The sequence below is a fragment of the Ferrimicrobium acidiphilum DSM 19497 genome (assembly GCF_000949255.1).
In the GTDB taxonomy this organism is placed as follows: domain Bacteria; phylum Actinomycetota; class Acidimicrobiia; order Acidimicrobiales; family Acidimicrobiaceae; genus Ferrimicrobium; species Ferrimicrobium acidiphilum.
This window is the reverse complement of record NZ_JXUW01000024.1, coordinates 1-24,120: the sequence shown is the minus strand read 5'-3', so window position 1 is coordinate 24,120 and position 24,120 is coordinate 1. Positions and strand designations below refer to the sequence as shown.

The following is a 24,120-nucleotide window of genomic DNA, read 5'->3' as shown; positions in this document are numbered from 1 at the left end:
TCGCCCTTAGTATGGCTTGTGGTGGCGACCGTGACCGAGCCGCCGATGGGGGCCATTGGGGTTGGTTGGCGTGCTTGATTCTGGTCGTTGACTGGAGCGTCGGTCGATTGAATACTATGGTTCGAAAGGTGGGCGGAAGGGTGAATGCGATTGATCCTCGGGATCCAAAGGCACCGCCGGTCGAGGCTGGAGTCGTCGAGATTAGTACCACTGTGATTCGCATTCTCGCCCCAAACCCGTCGCCGATGACGTTGGATGGAACCAATACCTATCTGGTGGCCGACACCGGTCGGTCGCGAGTGGTCGTTATTGACCCTGGTCCTGTGGTAGCAGAGCACCTCTCGGCCATGGTCCATGAGATTAGATCGCGCCAGCTCGAAGTGCAGGCTGTGATCACGACCCATGCACATCCCGATCATGCGGCACTTGGCACGCAGGCCGCAGATGAATTCAGCGTGCCTTTTATCACCGCACAAGAGATCGTTGATTCTGCGCTGGCTCAGCGGATCCTCACCGGGTGTGGCATCGGCGTGCTGCAGACACCGGGTCACAGCGGTGATTCGCTTAGCTACGTCAGTGCTGACGGCGTTCTTCTGAGTGGCGATCACCTTCTTGGACGAGGGACGACGGCGATTCTGCACCCAGATGGATCTCTTCGACAGTACTTGCGCTCCCTGACCAAGGTGGAAGGCACGGAGTTTGTGGCGATAGCGCCAGGACACGGTCCCGCTATGGACGCAAACCTTGGCCGCAGCGTCATTGCCTACTACCGTTCTCATCGACTCGAGCGCGTGGAACAGATTCGTCATCATCTCGAAGCCGGTCTTAGGGTAGTACCCGAGCTGGTTCAGGCACTTTATGGTCCCATCGAGAGTCCGATTGTCGCCTGGTCGGCAAAGGCATCGACGCTCGCGACCATTACCTATTTGAGCGAGGAAGGGGATTGGTCGCTCCGTGGCGATCAGGTCGTTCCTGCTTCGCATTAGTCCTGAACCTTGCTGAAGAAGTTTAACAGTGGATCGACTCGTTCATAAAAGGGGTGCGAGATCATCTGGGCATGAAGATCGGGGACGATCGGAGGCAGTAGAGCCGCGCGCTTGCTGAAGGGACGTAACCCACGGAGTAGTGCAGCAGGAAACGGCAGAACCCGCTCGTGAAACTCATCGAGGGCGAGGCTGCCAAGGGTGACAATCTCCAGCGTCGCTAGCCGCGCAATACTCTCGGGAATCGCCTCGGTCAGGAGTTGATGCAGGTCGCGCCCGCGACGTAGCTCGTCTCTGTTTCCGGTGGTGATGATCAGGAGTTCACACGCATCGTTGAAACGACGGAGACTCTCGCGTATCAAGTTGACGAGGGCAAAGGTGGGGACAAGGCCACCAGAGGCGACAAAGACCATCATCTTGCTGTGACGCAGCAAGCTCTCGGCAAGGAGGTCAGCAACCTCAGTCTGATCGGTTGGTTTGGAGGTTGCGATCGCGGCATCTAGCGGCACCACTATGGTGGCGCCGCTCTCGGCCAAACCCTTGAGTAGTGCTTCGATTCGATCGGGCTCCGGCTCTCTGGCGAGGTGGTTGCGATGGAGACGAGGCAGTAGGTGATAACCGCGTGATGGAATTAGCGGCGCGAAGTCGATGATCGATTCAGTCGATACTGAGCTGGTAAAAGCATCAAGCGATGGTGTCTCTAGTGGAAGATCATGGAGGAATCGTTGGAGTCCATGGCGATCGAGTTCCATCAACACGGTGTCTCGGTGCTCAGTGGCGAGTTGAGCCAGGATACAGCTGATTTGAGCGGTGAGGCATGGGTCGGTGCCAAGAACTGGGATCACCCAGCACCCCATTGCCGGTGCCCTAGGTGTTGTGTTGACTGACTGGGTCGGATCCAGTGGAGAGCTACAGTCAGAGACCGATAGGTCGCCGGTAGTGTCATCTATTGCGCTGGAATAAGCAGTGCACTTTGACGAACCGACAGTCAGGGTCTGTGTCAGCTCTGGAGTGTCTAGATGGAGTGCTGGTGCTGTCGATGGCTCTGTATGCGTGGACAACTCGGCTAGAAGTGAGTCGTCATCGCCATCGATGCTCACAGCTCCTCTCCAACCACTCGGTTGTTCTCCTGGGTTAGAGGTACTTGGCGCCGGATGCTGGGACCGTGAGATGCTAGTTGGGGTCTGCGGTCTTTTGGCTAGATTGACCAGCGACGTTGGATCGAGTGCGAGGATTTCGTTTGGCGTGAGGGTGCGCCAGTCCTTGAGCGGTGATGACGAGATAACCAATGCGACTTCGGGGATCTCGGTCAGTTGTTGTGGGTCTTCGAGGCAACGGATTCGAATCTCCTCCGCTTTCGGAGCGAGGTGAGCGAGCGCGGTGGAGGCATCGTAGTCATCAGTGCTCTCGATGATGACTACGAGTGGCTTATGGGACATGAGGAGCTCCGATCGGCGGATAGACCCGAAGAGCGGTATGTCCGGTCACGCCAGTGGCACCGATGAGTGCGATCTTTCCGATCTGTTCGGCCTGGTAAAGAGCGAGGGCTGTCTCGACATGATCGACTCCGACTGTGATTAGGTAAGTGCCATTGCTGCTGGAGAGGGCGGTGACGCGAAGGTCGGTTGCGAGTACTTCAGAGGAGGCGACGCCACTGGCGGCGGTGTAGGTGGCGATGACGTCGATGCGATCGCCTGGTTGTACGAGTCCAGCGGCAACGGTTGAGGTTGACAATGTTAGCGTTACGAGAGGCAGGTGGGCGGCCGGTGCGACGTGGCTGACCATCGATCCCTCAATAATCTCATCCGGAGCTATAGAGCTGGTTGCGATCTGACCGATCAACGAGGTTGGATTGGAGGTGACCGAACTGGCAAGCCAGCTAGGTAGGACGGTCTTACGCAACTCCAGGTCCTGAGGCAGGAGGGCAGCACCTGCGGGAATAGCGATCTTCGCTACTGGCACCCAGCTGGTTGGTGGACTCTGCACCTCATGGACCAAGGAGGCGCCGAGAGTGGCGACAGCGAGGGCCAACATCGTTACGAGACCAACGAAGCGCAACCTTGCTGGCTCGATATGGCGCCTGCTTCGAAGTCGTTTGCGTTTCTCGGACCATTTCTGGTCATCGTGATGTATAGGTGTAGCTATCGATCGCATGGTTCCTCCCTGAGCGTTTGTGTACTGTGGCAGCTAGAAAACCGTGGCGCCTAGCAAACCGAATGGTCGGATGGCTACGGCCAACGGCTCCTCTGCAGGCAGTACGAGTGCATCCTTGCGAGACTGGAGCCTACTGAGTATTCTTATGAGGTGTCAAGTCATCCTCTGATGAACTATGATAAACAGTGGTAGATGGAGGGACTTTGTGGTAGATGGCAGGTGGCTGAGTTCCAAAGATGCGGCTGAACGACTTGGGGTCTCATTGCGTACGCTATACCGGTTGATTGATGAGGGCCAGCTAGTGGGGTACCAGATTGGACGCAATATTCGGTTGCGCCATGAAGATCTCGATGATTACGTGCAAAGAAGTCGTATAACACCTGGTGACCTCAGGCATCTTTATCAGTTCGATGAGATGGATGCCAACCATCAGAACTTGAGTTCTGTCGAGGTAGATACTCAAAGCGTTATTGACTAGTGAGTCAGGATTGTCCAGTCCGGATCGACATGGCCGAGCCATAGGTTGGCGGTGCTTGAGGCCTAAGATTGGCAGCTAATGGCTGTTTGCTGTGCTCGTTTGGTGGTAGGCTAATTAGTAAGATGCATTGTATGAGACAGGGAGCCCTGGACTGACCAGAGCGATATGCGTAAGCCGCAGGGCGGTAGGGAAACCTCCGTGGCTCCTGTAGTACAGGTAGTCCTCAGCAAGTGTAATCAGAAGTTCGAGTGTGTCGGTGTGCCCCGATATGTCGGTAAGACTGCAGACACTCTGACTCGCGAGTCGTTCGAGTTCGGTGGCAAAAGAGACAAGTGCTTCGGCGGGTTCCTTTCGTGCATCCATGAATTGCATGGAGGAGATGGCAGAGGTGTTGATCAGATGGACTCGTTCGTCTTGGGTGACGAGGGTGATTGCATCGGGCGCGTAGCCAACGATCTGCCCGATGAGTCGATTCAGCCCGACGGTCAATCTAATCTGATGTCGGTTACGCAAGAGATCGTCGAAGTGGCTGGTCTCAAGCTTTCGGACCGCCTGATGGTGGCGACGAACCGCCTCCCAAGCGGCTGTCTCGGCGGCGATCTCCTGGAGTGCGTCAAAGAGCCTGACGGAGATGTCGTCCACAGATCTGGCGCCGGTTTCAGCCCCTGCCCCGGTTCGCGGTTCGTTGGGGTTCATCTGATAGCCATCGCAACATTTATCGACTCACTTAACCAAGGATTGGGAAAGGCCGACCAAGATGCAACGAGGACTCTATCAGCCAGTGGGTACGCCCACTACTACCAGCATGAAGATCTGCGGAAGGCAGAACCGAGGCAATCTGCACGCCTGGTCGATTCCGGCGGTCCAGTTATGGAGGCTTGGCCAAGTTGCTAGAGCGATGGATGATCAATGTGAGATATCGAATTGATGAATCAAGAGTACGAGAGTGAGGGAAAGTTGACTATGTCTAGCGCCGATATGGGCGTGGCATCGATGTCGGGTAGGTTGCGGGTGGCGAGTCCACCGGCTCTCTTGAATGTTCTCGGCCATAACGATGAACATCTTCGCATATTGGAACGGGCGTTTGTGCGCTCTAGGATCCTAATTCGTGGTGATGAGATCACGGTTGAGGGACCTGATGCGACGGTGGTGATTCAACTCTTCTCAGAGCTTCTCGCGATCGCAGATCGTGGTGATGCTATTGAACCCCAAACGCTACAGCGCGCTATCGACATGGTGGAGGCCGACGCGAGTCCAAGAGACGTCACTGATATCGAGCTCGCACGTTCGCGATCAGGTAAGCCGGTGCGCCCGAAGACGATTGGTCAGCGCCGCTACGTAGAGGCAATTGGAGCTAATACCATCACCTTTGGCATAGGGCCGGCAGGTACTGGGAAGTCCTATCTTGCCGTTGCCCTCGCGGTAGCAGCGCTGCAAGAGAAGCGGATCAACCGTATTATCCTCACTCGACCGGCGGTGGAGGCAGGTGAACGTTTGGGCTTTCTCCCTGGCGATCTGAATGCCAAGGTGGACCCGTACCTGCGACCGTTATACGACGCCCTCTATGACCTCATGGATCCGGAGACAGTTACTCGTCTCTTCGAACGACAGGTGATCGAGGTAGCACCACTCGCGTTCATGCGCGGACGGACGCTGAACTCAAGTTTTATTATCCTGGATGAGGCACAAAATACGACCTCTGGCCAGATGAAGATGTTCCTTACCCGCATAGGTTTTGGTTCTAAGGCGGTGGTCACAGGAGACGTTACCCAGATTGACTTGACGAGTGGACGTTCAGGTCTGATGGACGTTGAGCGTACGCTTACTGGTATTGATGGGGTCTCCTTTGTAAGACTTGACTCCCGAGATGTTGTGCGCAACCCGATTGTGACTGCCATCGTTGACGCCTATGATCGAAGTGAGGCGGAGGCGAGTCGGTCGTGAGCAGTGGTGAGTTAGAGATCTTTGTCGCTAATGAGCAAGATGATGTTCCGATAGCTGAAGACCTGTTCTACGCCCTAGCAAAGCAGATCGCCACCGAGGAGTACAAGGTTCGTCCGGCAGAACTTTCAGTCATCTTCGTCGATCGCGATGTGATCGCCTCGATGAATCTGGAGTTTCGCGCGGTTAGCGGCCCTACCGATGTACTTTCTTTCGTGATCGAGGAGGATGACGCGCCTTTTGGAGGATCTCCAGACTCGCGGAGACCGACGCCAACCTCTCCAGAGCCGGAGCGCCCTGCGCTGCTAGGTGACATCGTAATTTGTCCGTTAGTCGCATCCGAGAACGCCCCAGCACACGAAGGGGATCGCGGACACGACGGTACACTTGAGGACGAGTTAGCACTTTTGCTCGTGCATGGGATCCTGCACCTTAAGGGGATGGATCATGTTATTGATGCTGAGGCAGAGGTGATGGAGGCACGAGAGGATGAGTTGTTGGAACGGTTCTACCGTCCCCTGAAGGCGACACAGCTTGGTCGGGGGCGTGAGTAGGCCAGCTGATGAACACTGAAGACACCTGGGCGCTGGTTGTCGTAGTTCTGTTGGTGTTGCTGTCTGCGGTGATGTCCCTTGCTGAGACTTCGCTGACGCGTACCTCCAGGATCCGTGCTCTCGGCTTGGTTGAACAAAGGCGCCGGGGCGCGAAGTTGCTAGCTGCAATGGTCGAGGACCCTGGTTCCTACTTGAGTACTGTGCTCTTTGTGACGTTGGTTGCACAGTTGGTTGCAGCCACCCTCGTTGGCATCATCGCCGATCACCTATTCGGACCGCTTGGAGTAGTTGCTGCGACCATAGTTGAGGTATTGGTGATCTTCGTGCTTGGTGAGGCGGTGCCAAAGAACATCGCCGTCGTTCGGCCGGATGAGAGTGCCCTTTTTGCAGCACCAATGGTGTCGATACTGGTGAAGTTCTGGCCGATCAAAGTGATAGCTTCGGCGGTTTCACGGCTCTCTCGCTTGTTGACTCCGGGTCGCGGTGCTATCACTTCGTTCGTCTCAGAACAAGAGCTTCTCGCTATGGCGGATGCCGCAGAAGAGGGAGACGTGATCGAAGATGAGGAACGAGCGTTGATCCACTCGGTAATAAATTTTGGAGATACGATTACTCGAGAGGTGATGATTCCGCGTCCAGATATCGTAGCGGTCGAGGCGACCGCTACTGTGGATGAGGCGATTGCTGTCATCGTCCGTGTGGGACGTTCACGGCTGCCAGTCTACGACGGATCTATTGACAATGTCGTCGGAATACTTTTGGCAAAGGACTTGCTTGCACCAGAACGCAAGGACGCAGCCCATGAACCAGTCGGCCGCCATATGCGACCTGCACACTTTGTTCCTGAGAGCAAGCCGGTTGCTGACCTTCTACGTGAAATGAAGGTGGAGAAGTTTCATATCAGCGTGGTGGTGGATGAGTATGGATCAACTGCTGGCCTCGTTACCCTTGAGGATCTTATCGAGGAGTTGATCGGAGATATCTCCGATGAGTTCGATACCGAGGAGGACGCGGTGGTGACCGATTCAGACGGCGGTCTACAGGTCAAGGGCACCTACTCGATCGACGACCTTGAAGAGCTACTACATGTGGACTTACCTGAGGGAGGTTGGGATACAGTTGGCGGATTGATCTCTGGACAGCTTGGCCATTTACCATCTGCTGGCGAAGAGGTTGAGGTAGCTGGTTTCAGTTTTCGGGTTCTACAAGTTACCGGGCATCGTGTTGCCAAGGTAGCGATTACCCCACGGATCGATCAGGATATCACTGGAGAGGCAGGATGATGCGATCCGGATTCGTAGCTGTGGTAGGTCGTACAAACGTCGGTAAATCTTCGTTGATCAACGCGATTGCGGAGGCACGACTCTCGACCGTTTCGTGGCACAAGAACACCACACGCCGAGCGGTCCGAGTGATAGTGCGCGAACCGGAGGTCGAGATGGTGCTAGTGGACACCCCTGGACTAGATGTCGGTCATGATCAGCTTGCAGCTCGCCTCTTCGCCGTGACCGAGGGAGAGATTGAAGGTGCTGACTTTACCCTGATGGTGCTCGATGCAACTAAGCCGCTAAGCGATCGAGAGCGTGGTGTTCTTGGCCAACTTAGTCCGGATGACATGGTGGTCATAAACAAGGTAGATCTTGTGCATCCTGGTACTCTTCTGCCTAAGTTGCAGGAGCTCTCAAGTTGGGTAGTCAGCGATTACCTGTTGGCCTCCGCGAAGACCGGTGAGGGCGTGGTTGAGTTACGCGAGATACTGTCAGGACATCTTCCGGAAGGTGGGCCTATGTATGACCCAGAAACTAAGGTTGATTTGCCGTTAAGGATCTGGATCGCAGAGGTCGTTCGAGACGAACTCTTAAATGGTCTTCGTGAAGAGGTTCCTCATTCCGTCGAGTGTCGAGTCATCGATTGGGACGGAGATGACGAGGAGGAGGTGCCGGTCACCATCTTTGTCGAGCGCACATCGCAAAAGGGTATTCTCATTGGCGAGGGGGGAGCGCGATTGCGGTCGGTGCGACATCGCGTCAACCGTCGCCTCCGCGGTCGTTACCGCGTGCGGCTCGAGGTCAAGGTCGCGAAAGAGTGGAGTCGTGATTCGCGCATGCTTGATGAATTCGAAATCTGAGTTTGCTACTTTGATATCTGGCTTTCGAGCTCGATGAGAGCTTGACGACCCAGTGCACCGGTGGGTGGATGCTTCCTATATTCAGCGTACGGCACCTCCCTGATCTGACCACGACGGTTTGCACCTCTACCGATAGCCTGAGGGTGATCATATGGCTGCGTCTGCACCCGGCAGCAGATATCTGCTTCTCCGGTTAGCCGGATGCCGCCAGCTATGCAGTAAGGCTTACCCTCGATTGACGCAAGCTCTAGGTCAAGCCTGCCCTGGTCGTGTGGCTATGTAGACGACCTAGACCTATATGCTACGGCACTGTTTGAGCGATGACGTGTGCTCTGGTGCAATCTCGAGTCGCCATTGGCAAACCCGATGCTCGCGCTGCCGCGCCTCAACGATGTACGCGTACTTCACCTTGAACCAGCCACCCTTGAAGGGCGCAGATGTGCGTGCAGTTTTGGTGTCCGCTACCGTGCAATTATTTGGCCGCATCGATGCATTATTGCATGGCCGCTAACAGCAGCCATGGAGGCCGCTTCAGTAAGGATGGAGAGGATGTCATTACTCTTGTCGACCTGAGCAACGAGTACAGAGTTGGTGTTGGTTGTGTGTCGAGTGTTGTTTCACACAAAGGAGAGCTCGCGTTGATGAATCTCTCGGGTAGTCGCATCAGCCGCTGCAGACTCGACGGGCTAAACGAAGTCGTGTTCATACCCGGATGAGCCAAGGCTGTTCCGATCTATCGACAAGCTGGAGTTTGGTTGTGCGCAGAACGATGGTTCGCCACACTTAATACTGGAGCTCCCCTGGCAGACAGTTGCGATAGTCAGGCTCGCCTAGCGCTGGAAGATGGATTGCTCTTATCGTGGTACTACCCTCCAGAATCGCTTTTGCAACGCGGTGCATTCCGTCCATCACTTCACCGTCGATACTCAGCAGGATTGGATAGGTCAGATCCGCTTCATGGATCAACTTTGTGTGCTCGATGACCTCGCGGACCGTCGGCAACTCGGGGTTTGTGTAGAACCAGTAAGGTGTGTCGACGTCGGTAATGGAGGCGAGCGCAACATTCTCAATTGGCAGTCCATAACTCAGCTCGATGAGCCGATCGACATCGAACGCGTCAAACCCACTACCGTTCTTGGCTGTTCGAAAGTGATATTGCTTTCGCATGGGCGCAGTCTAATTCATTAGTCTTCTAGAAGATTGGGGCACTACTGCGGAGCGTGTTTGGCAGTGAGTTCACCCTTTCAAACTACCCGTTGCGGACTCCAATGTCGGGTGAACCCACAGCAGCTGACCTCTGCCGCTTTATGTCGAGGCGAACATGAGTCCGTCCAACGACTATTCGAGCATCTTTGATAGGGGACTGCTTAGTCTCTGCGATTCTCGCGAGTAAATTCTGCCCTGAGTCAGACAGTTGGAGGGTGGATTGTGATGCTCGACAAGCTAGAAGGCCACCTCGTTTTCTTAGATAACTGCATGCTGTTGTGGACTAGCTCAAGCTGCGGTGGAAGGTTCAGGCTTTCTTGACGAATCGCATATATACCGTCAAAAATAAACCGACGATGCCCACATTCACTATCAATCTTGCCAACGGTTTGCTTCGAAGGAGGAGCAGATCTACACCGACAATGATGGCTATCATCACAACGATATAAACCACCGTAGGTGTACTCATTGTTCTGTTCGTCACCAAGCTTAAGCTTAGTTGCATTATCGCGGCCAGTGGAGCTGTTGTGGAGTTAGATTTGGCGCATCTTCCTCACGTGAAGGGGTCGCGATCTTAAGTGGTGGTAACCCATCGATACACAGATTGGCCCACACCTAGCACCGAGTTATTTGAGTCGGTACAGACTCTGGTGGTTGGCCTGATCGGTGTCGGCTGGCTTCGGAGCTGAATTTGAGACCGCAAGGGCGTCGAGGTCATTTGCGTTCATGCTGTCGTGTTGTCGATAATCCAGCCTTGGTTGTGGCCGGTTCCTTGCTCAGGCTTGGCTGTGTATTTAGGGTTGGCTATTCGTCAGGCGGCTAGTGTGAAGGTTGGCGAGGGCTGTCTAGATCTACTCTGACCTATGCTCTTGGAGTTTGCCTCCTATGCTGGCAGCAGGTAACGCTAAGCTCAATGACGAGTCAATGTCGGAGGGGCATGGTTTTTCGTAACGCAATACAGGGTCTCTGGAGTGGGAAGGGTCGCGGGTGGTATCCGACCATCGCGGATTTCGAATACCAAGAGACGCTTGAGTTCACCGACACGGGACGTCCATTCTTAACATACCGACAGACAACCCATGCGAGTGATGGTTCGCCTCTGCATACCGAGGCAGGGTACATTCGGTTTTTGTCAGATTATCGACTGGAGTTTGTGGTGGCACAGCCTACCGGTATTAGTGAGGTTCTGACGGGATCGGTCGAAGCGACCGAGGATGGATATCGAGCCTCGTTGCAGGCTCACCAGCTGGCGCGTACTGAGACCTCGAAGTTGGTCGATTCCACCAGCCGGAGGTTTGTCTTGCGAGGTGAGTCGTTGTCTGTTGAGTTCTGGATGGCAGCCATGGGCCAGCCGATGCAGCCCCACCTTAGCTCAGAGCTACGGCGGGATGTATGATCGAGGGGATCGATCCAGACAAGATACCCGTCCATGTTGGATGTGTTATGGACGGAAACGGTCGTTGGGCGCAACAATTTGGACTCCCTCGTACTGAGGGACACGCGGCAGGGGAGCAGGCTCTGCTGGATACCGTCTACGGTGCTCTTGATCTTGGTGTTACGTGGTTGACGGTGTACGCCTTCTCTACCGAGAACTGGCGGCGCCCAAGCGATGAGGTTCGCTTCCTGATGAACTTTAATAGAGGGTTGTTGCGCCGGCGCAGAGACGAGCTCAATGATCTCGGGGTGCGAATACGCTTTATTGGTCGGCGCAACTGGCGTGTACCCCGGTCCGTTTTACGAGAGATGGATCGAGCCGAGGAGCTGACTAGGGACAACACAACGTTAACCCTGACGATGGCCTTTAACTACGGCGGCCGAGCCGAGATAGTCGATGCCGTCCGGACGATCGTGGCGGAAGGTCACCGCCCGAGCCAGATCAACGACTCGCTTATCGCTTCCCATCTCTATCAACCGGAGATGCCTGATCCTGATCTTGTCATTCGAACCTCGGGAGAGTTTAGGATCTCGAACTTCTTGCTCTGGCAGATGGCGTACTCCGAGCTTGTCTTTGTGGATGAGTACTGGCCGGATTTCCGCAGAGAACATCTGTTCGACGCGGTGCGACTCTACCAAGGGAGGTCACGTCGTTACGGGGGAGTCAAGGAGCAACGTCGTCGATGAAGGTTGTATACGTGATCGCGAGGATCGTAGCGTGGTTGATCGGTCTTGGTCTTGTCTTCGTCGCCTTGGTGGCGATCGAGGGGGGCGCCGCGCAACTCGGAGGCTTGATGATTTTGGTCGTGGTGCTCATTGGGCTACTGGTGCTCGGTGGGCGTCGACAGCGCTTTCGTAATAGATGAAGTCATACCCGGATCGTGCAGTTGTGATCCGAACCTGGCCACTAGGTGAGTCGGATAGGATCGTCAGCCTCTTCACTCGAGAGCACGGCAAACTGCGAGCGGTGGCAAAAGGTGTACGTGGTGCCAAGAGTCGTATGTCGGGCCTAATACAGCCGACTAGCGAGATCGATGTTTTGCTATATCGGGGCAGAGAGCTCGATGTCATCCAACAGGCGACGCTAGTGAGTTCGCACTTGGCCCGAATTGGGGTGGATCCTGGTCAGTTCGGTGCAGCGCTGGAGTGGCTTGAGACGATAGACAACCTTACGCTAGATCGGCACCCAGATCCAGTGGTCTATGAACTTATGAATCGTGGTTTACGGCTGCTCCATGATGAACCAACTCCCTCCTTGTTGGGCGCACTTCTCATGCGACTGCTCGATATCGAAGGATATGCCCCCAACCTGTCTAGGTGCGGACAGTGTGGAGCCACTGGCCCCTTCACTGGCTTTGACTTCGCAAGTTCGGCACCAAGATGCCAAGGATGTGGAGGAGAGTCGATCACGCCAGAGATTCTCGGAAAGACGGCTTCAGTCCTTGCTCATCGTGTCAGCGAGGTTCTTGCCGATGAGAACGTCGGGACTGGACGTGATTTTGAGGCCTTTGCCATCCGCTTGGTCAAGGAGGTAGTGGGCAGAGGTCTTCGCTCCACTGGGGTAATCGCAACACTTCTAGAGCATCCATCGGTCGAAACCCAGGGATACTAGCCGCTGACAACCAGGCGGAGAAGCTCCTCCTATTACAATCCCGATATGCCTGATCTTGATCGAATGGAAGCAATTGTCAGCCTCGCGAAACAACGGGGGTTTATTTTTCCGTCGGCGGAGATCTATGGAGGATTTCGATCAACCTACGATTACGGTCCCCTCGGCGCGTTGATGCTGCGTAACGTTCGCAATGCTTGGTGGAACTTCATGGTGCAGCAGCGAACGAATGTGGTTGGAATCGAGGCGGCCATACTCTCGAGCCCTAAAATTTGGGAGGCTTCTGGACACCTGGCTGGCTTCACCGATCCACTGGTGGATTGTCGCAAGTGTGGCTCGAGGTGGCGGGAGGATCAGATCGAGGGTGTCTGTCCAAATTGTGGATCCTCTGATCTCACGGAGTCGCGAGATTTCAACCTGATGTTCAAGACATTTGTAGGTCCATTGGCCGATGATGCATCTGTCGCCTATCTACGTCCGGAGACCGCTCAAGGGATGTTCGTGAACTTCCCATTGGTTCAGCGCGCGCTCCGGCTGAAACCTCCCTTTGGGATAGCCCAACTTGGTAAGTCTTTCCGTAACGAGATCACCCCGGGGAACTTCGTCTTTCGTACCCGAGAATTCGACCAGATGGAGATGGAGTTCTTCACGCCGCCAGAACTCGCTGACCGCTATTTTGACTACTGGGTGAACGAACGCTATCAGTGGTATCGGACGCTTGGTATCCCAGCGGATGAGCTGCGTCTACGTCCGCACGAGGCTGACGAACTCTCTCATTATTCCAAAGGCACCATAGATGTGGAGTATCTGTTCCCATGGGGTTTCGGAGAGCTCGAAGGGATAGCAAATAGAGGAACCTATGATCTCAATGCGCACGCGACCCACTCGGGCGAGGACATGAGCTACTTTGACCCTCAAACTAATGAGCGATACTTGCCGAACGTGATCGAACCAGCTGGCGGTGTTACTAGGGCAATGATGGCCTTTCTGCTCTCGGCCTATGATCGTGATGAGGTTGGAGGTGAGGAACGTACGGTGTTGCGACTGTCGCCGCTCCTCGCACCCTACACTGTCGCGGTATTGCCGCTCTCCAAGAAGGCAGAACTCCAGCAAGTCTCTGATGCCATGTTCGCGAGCTTGTCTATGGAATTCAGTTGCGACTTCGATGTAACTCAGTCAATCGGTCGTCGGTATCGGCGTCAAGACGAGATTGGTACCCCCTTCTGTGTCACCGTCGATTTTGACACCCTCGAGGACAACGCAGTTACGGTTCGGGATCGTGACACTACTAAACAGGTGAGAGTCCCGGTGTCTGAAGTCGCGAGCTATCTTCATGCTAAGTTGGGTTCAGTCGCAAAGCCACATGCAACTCCTTTTGTCTAAGTAATCTAGATGGCTGGCTATACTCAGTTGGCATACCTCGGCAACGTCGCTGACAGGTAGTACACCGCCAAAAGCGGGCAGGGACAGGACTGAAGCGGCCAGATGGAGGGAGAACAGCCCGTTCGTCGCGCGTTCAGTGCAGGCAGATGGTAAGGAGACGACCGTGCAGTTTGTGTTCTCATTCGATTATCCCCACGAGATCGCCCCGATGAACCTCAAGCATTTGCTTGGGGGCAAGGGAGCCAATTTGGCCGAGATGACCTCTGTATTGGAGCTCCCGGTTCCGCACGGCTTCACTATCTCGACCGATGCCTGTCGTGCCTATATTGACGGAGGTTGGCCCGATGGCCTGACGGTCGAGGTCGACCGCGCGTTAACTGAGCTAGAGGAGCGAATGGGTAAGCGTCTCGGCGATCCAGGAGATCCGCTGCTGGTCTCAGTGCGCTCCGGTGCCCAATTCTCTATGCCAGGCATGATGGATACAGTGCTCAACCTAGGTCTAAACGATGTCTCCGTCGAAGGATTGGCGGCTCAAACCGACGATCCCCGATTTGCCTATGACTCCTACCGCCGTTTCATAGCGATGTATGCGAGGATTGTGCAGGGTATTGATTCGATGGAGTTTGACCGACTACTCGATGCCGCTAAAGAGTTGGCGGGCGTCGACTCTGATGGCGACATTCCAGCCGAGCTTCTTCGTTATCTTGTGGGCGCCTACAAGGAACTTGTTGCGAGCGAGACTGGGCAACCATTCCCGCAGGATCCGAAGGTACAGATTCGGGGGGCAATAGAGGCGGTCTTTGGTTCATGGAATGGACCACGAGCTATCGCCTATCGCGAGCGCGAAGGGATAGATCATCGCCTCGGGACTGCGGTGAATGTGCAAGCGATGGTTTTTGGCAATCGCGATGATAACTCGGGCACTGGCGTTGGCTTTACTCGCGATCCTGCTACAGGTGATCAGGGTGTGTATGGGGATTTTCTCGTGAATGCCCAAGGTGAAGATGTAGTTGCGGGTGTCCGGATGACTGAGCCGCTGGCCGAGCTAGAGAACCACTTCCCCGAGGTCTTCCACCAGTTAATGGAGATCTTTGAACGCCTTGAGTTGCATTATCGAGACATGTGCGACGTGGAGTTCACCGTCGAACAGGGCAAGCTCTGGATGCTCCAGACTCGTGTGGGTAAGCGTACCGGCATGGCGGCGCTTCGCATGGCCGTGGCGATGACCACGGATGCAGGGATCAAACTCAGTAAGGAGGAGGCGCTTTTGCGTATCTCTCCAGACCATCTTGACCAGATGTTGCACCCGCAGTTTGCGACCACCAAGTTTGAGGTGCTCACCACTGGACTAGGAGCGTCGCCTGGCGCAGCAGTAGGCAAAGTTTACTTCACCTCCGAGGCCGCGGTGCTGGCACACGAACGCGGAGAAGACGTGATCTTGGTTCGCAAGGAGACCTCTCCTGATGATGTCCATGGCATGCTCGCCTCCAATGGTGTACTCACTAGTCGAGGTGGATTGGTCTCGCACGCTGCGGTGGTGGCACGAGGTTGGGGAAAGCCGGCGGTCGTAGGCGCTGATCAGTTAATCTTCGAGGGTGGCGGCGTTAGGGTAGGAGATAACCTGATTCGTGAGGGTGATGAGATTTCTATCGACGGGACGACTGGTACCGTCACTTTGGGACGTTTGCCTCTGGAGGTGGCTGAGCCTCCAGAGGAGCTAGATCTCCTCCTGCAGTGGGCGGATGAGCTCTCCGCTGGCCACATGAGCGTTCGGGCAAATGCGGATTCGGGTCCAGACGCCGAGGTTGCTCGTCGATTCGGGGCCAAGGGTATAGGACTTTGCCGGACTGAGCACATGTTCCTTGCCGAAGACCGACTTCCCATAGTTCGGCGGATGATTTTGGCGGATACACCAGCCGACGAGGAGCAGGCGCTTGAAGAACTCAGGGTCGCGCAGCGCCAGGATTTTCTCCAGATTCTGCGCGCCATGGACGGCTTGCCGGTGACTGTACGCCTCCTCGACCCACCTTTGCATGAGTTCTTGCCGGACATCGAGGCACTCTTAATAAAGGAGAGCAACGGAACTCTAACCAAGGAGGACGAGAAGCTACTTGAGGCTGCCAAAACCTGGCGAGAATTCAACCCGATGCTCGGTGTGCGGGGTGTACGTCTTGGGGTCTTAAAGCCTGGACTCTATACCATGCAGGTTCGAGCTCTTCTTGAGGCAGCCATGGAGCTCAAGCGGGCAGGTGGTGACCCTCATGTGGAGGTCATGATCCCGTTAACTATCTCTAAGCCGGAGCTCGCCTATGCGCATGCATGGGTCGAGGAGGCATTGGCTGAGCTAGGTGCTGATGATGGACTTGATGTACTGTTTGGGACTATGATCGAGACCCCACGGGCAGCTCTCTTGGCGATGGAGATCGCCGAGGTGGCTGAGTTCTTCTCTTTCGGTACCAATGATCTTACCCAGTTGACCTATGGTTTCTCTCGTGATGACGTTGAGGGAAAGCTGATGCCGATCTATCTTGCCCAAGGTCTCTTGCCCTCGAATCCGTTTAAGGTTGTGGATGAAGAGGCGGTTATTGAGTTAGTGAACATAGCAGCTAAGCGAGGGCGTTCTGCGAGGCCCGACATCAAGCTCGGAGTATGTGGAGAACACGGTGGTGACCCGGAGTCAATCGCAAGTTTCGTGAAGATCGGTCTCGACTACGTCAGCTGTTCACCTTATCGCGTTCCTATCGCTCGTCTCGCCGTAGCTCAGTCACTGGTTCGTGAGGGCTAGCCTGTAAGTACGACAGTACTTGAGGGAAGGAGCTCGTGGAGTGGGTTACTCTGAGCTTGATATTCGGCGTGTCCTGGATGCCACTGACATCGTCACCCTCATTGGTGCTTCGGTTGCGCTAAAGCGCGTAGGCAGGCGTTACGTCGGCCTTTGTCCCTTCCACCAAGAGCGCACCGGTTCGTTCTCCGTCAACGGAGAGGACGGTGTGTACTATTGCTTTGGGTGCCACGCCAAGGGTGATGCCATCACCTTTGTGCGGGAAACCCAAGGAGTTGACTTTGTCGAGGCGCTTGAATACTTGGCAGATCGTGCGCATGTAGCGATCGAACAGACGACGAATGCGCCGGCGGATCGCAACTTGAAGACTCGGCTCTTTGATGGCTATGATCGCCTTGCGCAATGGTATCAGGCACAACTTGCCGATCCTCTCCGTGGCGAGGCAGCAAGGACCTATTTATCGGAACGTGGTGTCGTCGCTGAGTCGATTCGCTCGTTTGGGCTTGGGCTTTCACCTACACGGGTTCAACTCCCTATCGCTCGCCTAGGTATTGAGCCCGGAGACTGGGAGGAGGGGGGATTTGGCTATCGGGATCAGCACGGTTCTCTCGTTGATCACATGCACGGTAGGATTGTTTTCCCGATTCGTGATGCGACTGGTCGCGTTGTAGCCTTCGGTGGTCGTATTTTGCCAGAGGAGCTAGAACGCCTTGAAGGCAAGGCGGCCAAGTATAAGAACTCATCGGAGTCACCGGTTTATCGCAAGCGGCGTACCCTCTACAACCTCGACCGCGCACGCGCGTCTATCGTGGATCAAGGGGTGGCAATCGTCTGCGAGGGTTATACCGATGTGATTGCACTTGACCAACTCGGGATCACGAACGTGGTGGCTACCTGTGGGACCGCCTTCTCTGAGGAGCACCTCGATGTCTTACGACGCTTTGCCAAGCGGATCACCCTTTTCTTTGATGCCGATGCAGCTGGACAGAATGCGGCCGAGCGACTCTGGGGCGAGGAGGAGAGTCGAGGTGTCGTCTTTGATGTGGTGACTCTGCCTGACGAGCTCGATCCTGCCGATGCGGCTCTCAAGGATCCTGCGCTGGTTCACATTGCGCTCGCTCGCGCTGTACCCATAACTCGTTTCAGACTAGAGCGTCTATTGAGCCACGGAGATTTCAGCTCGACGGAGGATCGTTCTAGGGTCGCCAAAGAGGCGATCGCAATGATCGAGCGACACCCAAACCATCTGATTCGTGGCGAGTATGTTGCACTCATCGCTGACCGTACCGGTTTTTCGGTGAACGAGCTGATGCTGCAGCTACCGAAGGGATCACGACATCGTGTTATCGAAGAGTACGCTGGTGATACGACGGTGACTGACCGTCCTGCTGTCGAGGCGCTCAGGTTGCTGGTGCACGATCCCGAAGGGCTAGATGGCATTGTCGTCGCCGAGCTGTTTCGCGACCCAACACATCGGAGAGTTGTCGATGCCATCGGCGGAGCGTCTTCGCTGTGGGAGGTACAGCAGCGTTTAACTGAACTCGAGTCAGACACGGTGTTGGAGCTCTTTTTTCGACTTGCCAGCGAGAGGCCCGAGACTGATAACAGCGGTGATGTCATCGCAACATTGGTGCTAAGAGAGTCAAAACTTGAACTATCCAAAGTCACTCGTTCCTTACGAGTATCCGCGGGCGAACTGACGACGTTGATCGCTGAGGTTCCAAGAATAAGACTCTTGATTGAGGAGTTGCAAGAGGATCGGACGAAAATGGAGCTTTGTGGCGAGTTGATTAACTGGTTGGTATCAATGCGTTCGAATCGAGATGGGGCGGATGTCCTCGCCTCCACCTCCTCTTCTGGCGCGGATTCGGTTAGTGGAGACCTTTGAGTGGTCGATGAAAATCAGGCAAGGCGTAAGAACACTAGACGGTTGGCTGATTTAGACGAGGTCATTAATGAATCTCCGATGCCACCAGTTGAACAGGAGTGTAACGATAACTTGCCACCCGGGGAAGATCCATCTTTGGTTGATGGCCCACGACCTGCTAGTGCCCATCGAGCGAGACCAAAGCTGTCTCGGAGTTCGATAACTCAGATGCAAGCACCGAGTGAACCAGATGAAACAAGATCGGTTAGGCAAACTCCTCGGGGTAGTGAGGAAAGTAGACCGGCTGGAGAGGTTAAGGGCGGCCAGCCAGGCGGTAATAGACCGACTAAGAGGAGCTCAACCCCAACGCCAAGTTCAGGGGTTCTAGAGTTAGAAGCTGATCCGGACGCAGAAGAAGGCCGATTTTCAATGGAGTCTGCACGTAGATTTCTCGGCAGCCTGCAGGACTTTGGACTCTTGTCGCGTGATCAGGAGGTTCAGTTAAGTGCGATCGTTCAAGAACTCCAGGCGCGTGAACTGCGCTCCCGAGATGAGGAGCTTGTTCTGGCTGAGGCTAAGGAGCGCTTTGTATCGGCGAACCTGAGGCTCGTAGTATCGATCGCTAGAAGGATGCATGGAGGATCGGTTCCACTCGAGGATCTCATACAGGAGGGCAACATTGGCCTGATGCGCGCAGTCGAGCTTTTTGATGGGCGTAAAGGGTTTCGTTTTTCAACTTACGCCACCTGGTGGATTCGTCAGGCGATCTCGCAGGCGATTGGAGAGTTTCGTAGCGAGATCAGCCTGCCCAGGTCGTTGTTGCAGGATTTCCAGCGAATTCAACAGACCCGACTCGATCTTCAACAGAAGTTCGGCCGCGAACCAAGACTTGACGAGGTGGCTGAGACGTGTGGCATTGAGCTTTTCAGAGTTGAGGAGATTTTGATGTATGCGCAGTCGGTGCTGTCGCTTGAGGCGAGTCCGGTCTCTGAGGGCGGTTCCGAGTCTATGCTCGGCGATGCGGTACCTGATAGGTCGAGCCCTCCTATCGAGGGGACGGTGGTATCCGAGGATCTTGGACGAGTAGTGCAAATAGTGCTCGACAAGTTGGATGAGCGCGAGCGAGCTATCCTCATTTACCGCTTTGGACTCAATGGCGAGGAGCCGCACTCGATTGAGCAGGCATCGGAACGCTTCGGTGTGTCAAGAGAGAGAGTTCGTCAGGTTGAAGCGAGAGCCATCTCTCGGCTCCGACGCAACGAGTCGGCTCAGGCTTTGAAGGAGATCCTTCAGGATGGATAGGATCACGAGCATTGCGTGACTGGTTGGGTTGCATGGCCTGCTAGATTGTGAAGTCTATTCCGGGGTAGCTCAATCGGCAGAGCACGCGGCTGTTAACCGTGTGGTTGAGAGTTCGAGTCTCTCCCCCGGAGCTCGGGGCCCGTAGCTCAGCGGTTAGAGCAGGGGACTCATAATCCCTTGGTCGTGGGTTCGAATCCCACCGGGCCCACCAGGTCAGAACCTACCCAGTTGAATCCTGCCAGAACAAGTCCAATGAGGCGCTCTGAGTTCCTTGGAATGTGCCCTTGTCAACCGAATGGACGACATGCCGTCAAATATTGTCCCAATCTGGGTCGGGCCTCGGTCGATTGCGCTACGATGCGGATTGGGTATTGCGTCGCGAAGTCGCAAGGTCAGGGCAAGGAGGAGAACTTCATGAAACTGAAAGCTTTCGTGCGGGGGGGGCGCTAGCAGTACTCTGTGCAACCCTTGTCGGTCTGGACCCTCTGGTGATGTCATCCGAGACGTCACTTGCTTCATCTAGTACTACTGGTCCCTCTGGCACTATTTCCCAAACCATAAGTCCAGACGGATTCTACCCTGGCCCTGGTGGGCGGTACCTGTATGGTTCGGACACCAACGGGCCGACACCGACCTATTCCTCGTCTGAAGGTTACTACTACGAAGGCAACGGCCCTTCGAGTATCTATGGGTTCTACGCAGGCGAGATGGGTGTCTTCCAACAAAAAGATGGCTGCGCTGCGAGTAACTACTACAGCTTAGGCGACGCCAACGCCGCAAGCTACGATTCAACGAGAATCTTGGCAATGGGTGCCTCAGAGTACTACTTCATGGCAGGTCCCGGTATCTCAAACTCGGCGGGTGGAGACGCCGCATGGGGCACGGCACAGGCGAATTGGGTGCTCGGCCACTTGGTTGGGCCAAATGACAATAACATCATTTGGATCGACATTGAGCATACTGGCGGCCAGAGTAACGGTTGGCACTCAAACGGTAGCTCGTGCGGCAAACCCCAAGGAGGCACGATTCTTTATGGTCCCGCGCAGGACCGCGCGACATTCAATGCGTTCTACAACACCATTGCAGCAGCTGGTTATACCGTTGGAGTTTACAGTAATCCCGGGGCATGGCAAACGGACTTTGGGACTGGGTCCTACGGCTCAATCCCAAACACCCTTGAGTGGACCTCTGAGAGCTCCTTCGCGGCCAACCCAGCGCCGACATTGGGGAGTTGGTGCGGTAGTGGAGGTTGCGCTGAGTTCTTTGGCGGCCAGTCCGCTGGAGGTGCCCACGCCGTCGCATGGCAGTGGAGCGGAGGCTTCGCCGGCGACTTTGACATTACCTACTGGGGATCTCCACAATAAACAGTTCTTAGCTCCGTGCGCGACGCGTTGTAGGGCCAGAACATGACGGATAGCCATAACATGAAAGATAGAAGGTGAAATGATGAAGAACAAGATTTGGAAGCTCGGTTCAATCGCCGTGATTGTAGCTGTTGGTGCCACAATGTATTACTTGGGCGCCTCGTCGTCTGGTGCAAGGGCCACCGGGGGCGCCCCAGCCTCTCACGTAGCCAAACCCACTACCTCGCCGAAGTCGAAGATTACAACACAACCCACAACGAGCACGAATGCACCCTCGTGTACGGCGGCGCAGTTGATGATCATGACCCCAACTATGAGCCTTGTCTACGACTCTCGGCAAAACACCTCCCTCATGGGGATCGGTATGAATCGGGAGTTGCACGCCAAGATCATCGAGAACACCTCAGGCACGAGTTGTTCCCTGGGTGGGGGAGTACCTACGATCGAACGCATTGTAGTAACTGGGTCCCAGTCCGCAGCCCTGTCCTCAACATCGCTTCCCTCGGCTAACGGCACAAAGATCAACGTCCAAGGGCAGCCCCCAGCTGGCCCAGTCTTTACTTTGGCACCAGCAGCAAAAGCTGAGATCTGGTACGGCTCGGATAGCGTCCAACCAAATCCAGCTGGGCACGCTCATTCGGGGACGACACGTTTTACTGACTTAATCTCCTGCGTCGAGGTCTTTTCGATACCAACGCCATCGGGGTCAGTGACTGTTCCTGGGCCGATCCAGAAGTGCGCGAACTACCAACCGCAATTTATTAACAATTATGACTACTTCTTCCCGCTGTCCCAATCGTTGACCCCAGACCTTCCGAAGTCCGATGTGTCTCTGCTCTCCTAGCCCTTCTCTAGTGGGGGAGTTCCTCTAATTCGGAAAACTTGCGCGGCGAGTTCTCTCCTGAAAGAGTGACTCAGAACTTCTTGGCCCGACTGCTGGCATCAGTCACGTCTGCCCACAAACGCTGGGCTCATTGCTTGCTTAGGTTGGAATCAGGAGATGCGATAGAGGAACCAAATCCGAAGTCCACCCAACTTTTCACCCAACAAATGTGTCCGAGAACGTCCCACCCAGTCCGAGCCTGTGTCATTACCCTTGCCAAAAGACTTCAACGAGCTGCATAAATGGGACGTACTCGGACACTATGACTACCAGCTCGGACACTTTGTGAACACCTCATAATCCCTTGGTCGTGGGTTCGAATCTCACCGGGCCCACCAGGTCAGGCCATGTGTTAACCCTATGGACTTGCCAGAAAACCCGACAAGTCCCCAAAGTGGCTATGGTGTCAGCGAAACGAGTGCCCCTTTCAACCCTGGGACCTTTGCAACGATGTGACTCTCCACAAGCGTGGGAGGCCCTTGATGGGCCTTTTGGACTATGAGCGCTGTCTCATCTCCGCTCGACCCTCTCGCACTTCAGGTGGATCGCATTAGGTTCGCCATTCCACGTACATGCCCACTTGAACAAGTGTGGCCAAGTCGCAGATTGATCCAACTGGAGGCCCCTTTGCGTCATGCAGCACAGTGGCGTTCTCTCCGTTTCTCACCTGGAGCGAGGCGAGCAATCTCGTCGGTGCACCCGATACTCGGTCCAATCAAACGGGAGATCATCCGCTCAAGAGCACCGCAGTAGCGGACCGCAAGAAGGAGTGCGACTTGTAATGCAAAGGCGCAGGGAGGTTATCGAAGGAGGTAGTGAATCTGTAGACGGTGATGGAGGTGAGCAGGATTCGGGAGGTGGCTAGGGGGTAGAGACCCTATTTGAGAAGAAAGGTGATGTGAGGATTGGGTTAAAACCTACCTCAAAATCGAAGACTGGGATACCAGGGCAGCTCTAGGGCTCCTCTGGTATCCCAGTCTTTAATTTTGAGCCAAGTTTTCAAGCAGCGGCTTTGAGTTTTGCATGTTCGAGATAGTTGCCGACATAGTTCTCTATCGTGTTGAGTGCGCGCTGTAACCCGATAGGAGCAGGTTGCTGGTTGGCTGCGAGAAGGGGTGGCAGAACGCGGTGGCCTAGCTTGGTATAGGTGATGGCAAAGCGGATTCCCTCTGGCGTAAGCGTATAGCTGTTGGTATGGGGAATCCTTGTAATGATACCTTTGAGGCGCAGCTTACGCAGGTCATAGGTCATCTGCGCGGCGCTATAGGGACCACCAAGCAGCTGGGACACCGAGGCACGAAGGCTCTTGTTGGTGAAGCCGATGACGGTATTTAGCGCCACGCAGAGCGCACCGGCCAGGGCCATGACGCGTTTATCCCCGAAGCGTATCGCTCCGGTTCGTCTGCCCTCCTCTAGCGAGGGCTGTGAGATCCGCTCCCATAGAGCAGTCTCGATGGCACAGCCCTGACCGGCACGTTGGATGTCAAGTAGTCGACGATTGGCGGCTCGAGCCTTGTCGATCAACTCGGCGAGGTTGCGGAGGCGACGTTGCACACCAAGATCGGTGGGGCTATTGACCACCGTCTCAATACGGAGTGCACGACCCTCCTTGAGGTATTCCTTGATACGAGAGTGTTTGTAGAACGCGTTGATGGTGACATCGGTTCCCCGTGTTACGATCCTGGTTGCGAACTCAGCGTTGGTGTTCTTACGGATCTGGCGAGCAAAGATTAGCTTGACTTCATCTGGGCGGCCGATGTCGATGTTGTCGGCCACGGTTGACTCGAAGAAGGCCCGGGCTCGACGAGGTGCATCAAAGACGATAGTGCGAGAGACCTCGATCTGACGCATTGACAACTCCCACCAGAAACCGGCCAAAACGGTCTCTATCGTCGAGTGGGATTGGGATGACCTGCATCCACGGTGGAAGAACTCCTCGATCTGGTTTGGACCAAGACGGTTACAGAGAGCTTGAAGAGCTACAGGAGTCCTCACAGGAGGCGAACCCATTGGCTAACTCCAGTGAATCCGATACCTGCTTTGAGCGCTTGA

At 55.1% G+C, this 24,120-nt stretch carries 22 protein-coding genes and 2 tRNA genes; 18 read left to right on the top strand and 6 right to left on the bottom strand.

What is annotated here, in order from left to right:
• Positions 1-140: 140 nt before the first annotated feature.
• Positions 141-986 (top strand): MBL fold metallo-hydrolase, encoded by an 846-nt coding sequence (locus FEAC_RS10670; RefSeq protein ID WP_160290384.1) that lies wholly within the window; start codon positions 141-143, stop codon positions 984-986.
• Here the strand turns inward: FEAC_RS10670 and FEAC_RS10665 are convergent.
• Together FEAC_RS10665 and FEAC_RS10660 are read right to left on the bottom strand one after the other, a co-directional pair.
• Positions 983-2,422, bottom strand: a complete 1,440-nt coding sequence (locus FEAC_RS10665) for a hypothetical protein (RefSeq protein ID WP_035390276.1) — start codon at positions 2,420-2,422, stop codon at positions 983-985. The two genes, FEAC_RS10670 and FEAC_RS10665, sit on opposite strands and share 4 nt — an antisense overlap.
• Positions 2,412-3,137: an SAF domain-containing protein gene (locus tag FEAC_RS10660; RefSeq protein WP_035390275.1), complete on the bottom strand. Its 726-nt coding sequence runs from the start codon at positions 3,135-3,137 to the stop codon at positions 2,412-2,414. Before FEAC_RS10660 ends, FEAC_RS10665 begins: the two co-directional genes overlap by 11 nt.
• A gap of 205 nt (positions 3,138-3,342) precedes the next feature.
• Here FEAC_RS10660 and FEAC_RS10655 point away from each other — a divergent pair, with 205 nt between their 5' ends.
• Positions 3,343-3,615, top strand: coding sequence for a helix-turn-helix domain-containing protein (locus tag FEAC_RS10655; RefSeq protein WP_035390274.1), 273 nt, complete (start codon positions 3,343-3,345; stop codon positions 3,613-3,615).
• Positions 3,616-3,729: 114 nt separating this feature from the next.
• Here the strand turns inward: FEAC_RS10655 and FEAC_RS10650 are convergent, their stop codons facing one another.
• The gene (locus FEAC_RS10650; protein ID WP_035390273.1) at positions 3,730-4,311 is read right to left on the bottom strand and encodes a hypothetical protein; all 582 of its coding nucleotides are present in this window, start codon (positions 4,309-4,311) and stop codon (positions 3,730-3,732) included.
• A gap of 231 nt (positions 4,312-4,542) precedes the next feature.
• Here FEAC_RS10650 and FEAC_RS10645 point away from each other — a divergent pair, with 231 nt between their 5' ends.
• From FEAC_RS10645 to era, 4 genes are read left to right on the top strand one after another with little or no spacing between them, the layout of a single operon-like run.
• Complete coding sequence (locus FEAC_RS10645; protein WP_052566249.1) at positions 4,543-5,559, top strand: PhoH family protein; 1,017 nt, start codon at positions 4,543-4,545, stop codon at positions 5,557-5,559.
• Positions 5,556-6,110, top strand: a complete 555-nt coding sequence (gene ybeY / locus FEAC_RS10640) for an rRNA maturation RNase YbeY (RefSeq protein WP_052566248.1) — start codon at positions 5,556-5,558, stop codon at positions 6,108-6,110. Before FEAC_RS10645 ends, ybeY begins: the two co-directional genes overlap by 4 nt.
• Positions 6,111-6,118: 8 nt before the next feature.
• On the top strand, positions 6,119-7,393 hold the full coding sequence (locus FEAC_RS10635) for a hemolysin family protein (protein ID WP_052566247.1): 1,275 nt from the start codon (positions 6,119-6,121) through the stop codon (positions 7,391-7,393).
• Positions 7,390-8,238, top strand: a complete 849-nt coding sequence (gene era / locus FEAC_RS10630) for a GTPase Era (protein WP_035390272.1) — start codon at positions 7,390-7,392, stop codon at positions 8,236-8,238. Before FEAC_RS10635 ends, era begins: the two co-directional genes overlap by 4 nt.
• Before the next feature lie 783 nt (positions 8,239-9,021).
• On the opposite strand, the gene FEAC_RS10620 is transcribed toward era, so the two are convergent.
• Complete coding sequence (locus FEAC_RS10620) at positions 9,022-9,405, bottom strand: hypothetical protein (protein ID WP_035390270.1); 384 nt, start codon at positions 9,403-9,405, stop codon at positions 9,022-9,024.
• Positions 9,406-9,751: 346 nt separating this feature from the next.
• The gene (locus FEAC_RS15620) at positions 9,752-9,928 is read right to left on the bottom strand and encodes a hypothetical protein (RefSeq protein ID WP_160290383.1); all 177 of its coding nucleotides are present in this window, start codon (positions 9,926-9,928) and stop codon (positions 9,752-9,754) included.
• A 453-nt stretch (positions 9,929-10,381) separates the two neighbouring features.
• Here FEAC_RS15620 and FEAC_RS10615 point away from each other — a divergent pair, with 453 nt between their 5' ends.
• The 12 genes from FEAC_RS10615 to FEAC_RS10560 all read left to right on the top strand — a co-directional run bounded on the left by FEAC_RS10615 (position 10,382) and on the right by FEAC_RS10560 (position 22,029).
• Positions 10,382-10,840 (top strand): heme-binding beta-barrel domain-containing protein, encoded by a 459-nt coding sequence (locus FEAC_RS10615; protein ID WP_035390269.1) that lies wholly within the window; start codon positions 10,382-10,384, stop codon positions 10,838-10,840.
• On the top strand, positions 10,837-11,565 hold the full coding sequence (uppS, locus tag FEAC_RS10610) for a polyprenyl diphosphate synthase (RefSeq protein WP_052566246.1): 729 nt from the start codon (positions 10,837-10,839) through the stop codon (positions 11,563-11,565). Before FEAC_RS10615 ends, uppS begins: the two co-directional genes overlap by 4 nt.
• Positions 11,562-11,744: a hypothetical protein gene (locus tag FEAC_RS10605; protein WP_035390268.1), complete on the top strand. Its 183-nt coding sequence runs from the start codon at positions 11,562-11,564 to the stop codon at positions 11,742-11,744. The genes uppS and FEAC_RS10605 overlap by 4 nt, the downstream gene beginning before the upstream one ends.
• Positions 11,741-12,490 (top strand): DNA repair protein RecO, encoded by a 750-nt coding sequence (recO, locus tag FEAC_RS10600; protein ID WP_052566245.1) that lies wholly within the window; start codon positions 11,741-11,743, stop codon positions 12,488-12,490. Before FEAC_RS10605 ends, recO begins: the two co-directional genes overlap by 4 nt.
• A 45-nt stretch (positions 12,491-12,535) precedes the next feature.
• Entirely contained in the window at positions 12,536-13,870 is a 1,335-nt protein-coding gene (locus FEAC_RS10595) for a glycine--tRNA ligase (RefSeq protein WP_035390267.1), read from the top strand.
• Between the two features lie 163 nt (positions 13,871-14,033).
• Positions 14,034-16,655, top strand: a complete 2,622-nt coding sequence (gene ppdK / locus FEAC_RS10590; RefSeq protein WP_081901157.1) for a pyruvate, phosphate dikinase — start codon at positions 14,034-14,036, stop codon at positions 16,653-16,655.
• 40 nt (positions 16,656-16,695) lie between these two features.
• Positions 16,696-18,540 carry a DNA primase gene (dnaG, locus tag FEAC_RS10585; protein WP_052566244.1) on the top strand — a complete coding sequence of 615 codons (1,845 nt, stop codon included), beginning with the start codon at positions 16,696-16,698 and terminating at the stop codon, positions 18,538-18,540.
• Positions 18,541-18,948: 408 nt separating this feature from the next.
• Positions 18,949-19,821 carry a sigma-70 family RNA polymerase sigma factor gene (locus tag FEAC_RS10580; protein ID WP_160290382.1) on the top strand — a complete coding sequence of 291 codons (873 nt, stop codon included), beginning with the start codon at positions 18,949-18,951 and terminating at the stop codon, positions 19,819-19,821.
• 58 nt (positions 19,822-19,879) lie between these two features.
• Positions 19,880-19,952, top strand: a tRNA-Asn gene (locus FEAC_RS10575).
• Positions 19,953-19,956: 4 nt separating this feature from the next.
• Positions 19,957-20,032 (top strand) — tRNA-Ile (locus FEAC_RS10570).
• A 160-nt stretch (positions 20,033-20,192) separates the two neighbouring features.
• Complete coding sequence (locus FEAC_RS10565) at positions 20,193-21,185, top strand: glycoside hydrolase family 25 domain-containing protein (RefSeq protein ID WP_035390265.1); 993 nt, start codon at positions 20,193-20,195, stop codon at positions 21,183-21,185.
• Between the two features lie 82 nt (positions 21,186-21,267).
• Positions 21,268-22,029: a hypothetical protein gene (locus tag FEAC_RS10560; protein ID WP_035390264.1), complete on the top strand. Its 762-nt coding sequence runs from the start codon at positions 21,268-21,270 to the stop codon at positions 22,027-22,029.
• 1,038 nt (positions 22,030-23,067) lie between these two features.
• Here FEAC_RS10560 and FEAC_RS10550 read toward each other — a convergent pair.
• Positions 23,068-23,919 (bottom strand): hypothetical protein, encoded by an 852-nt coding sequence (locus FEAC_RS10550; RefSeq protein ID WP_152623197.1) that lies wholly within the window; start codon positions 23,917-23,919, stop codon positions 23,068-23,070.
• Positions 23,920-24,120 lie beyond the last annotated feature (201 nt).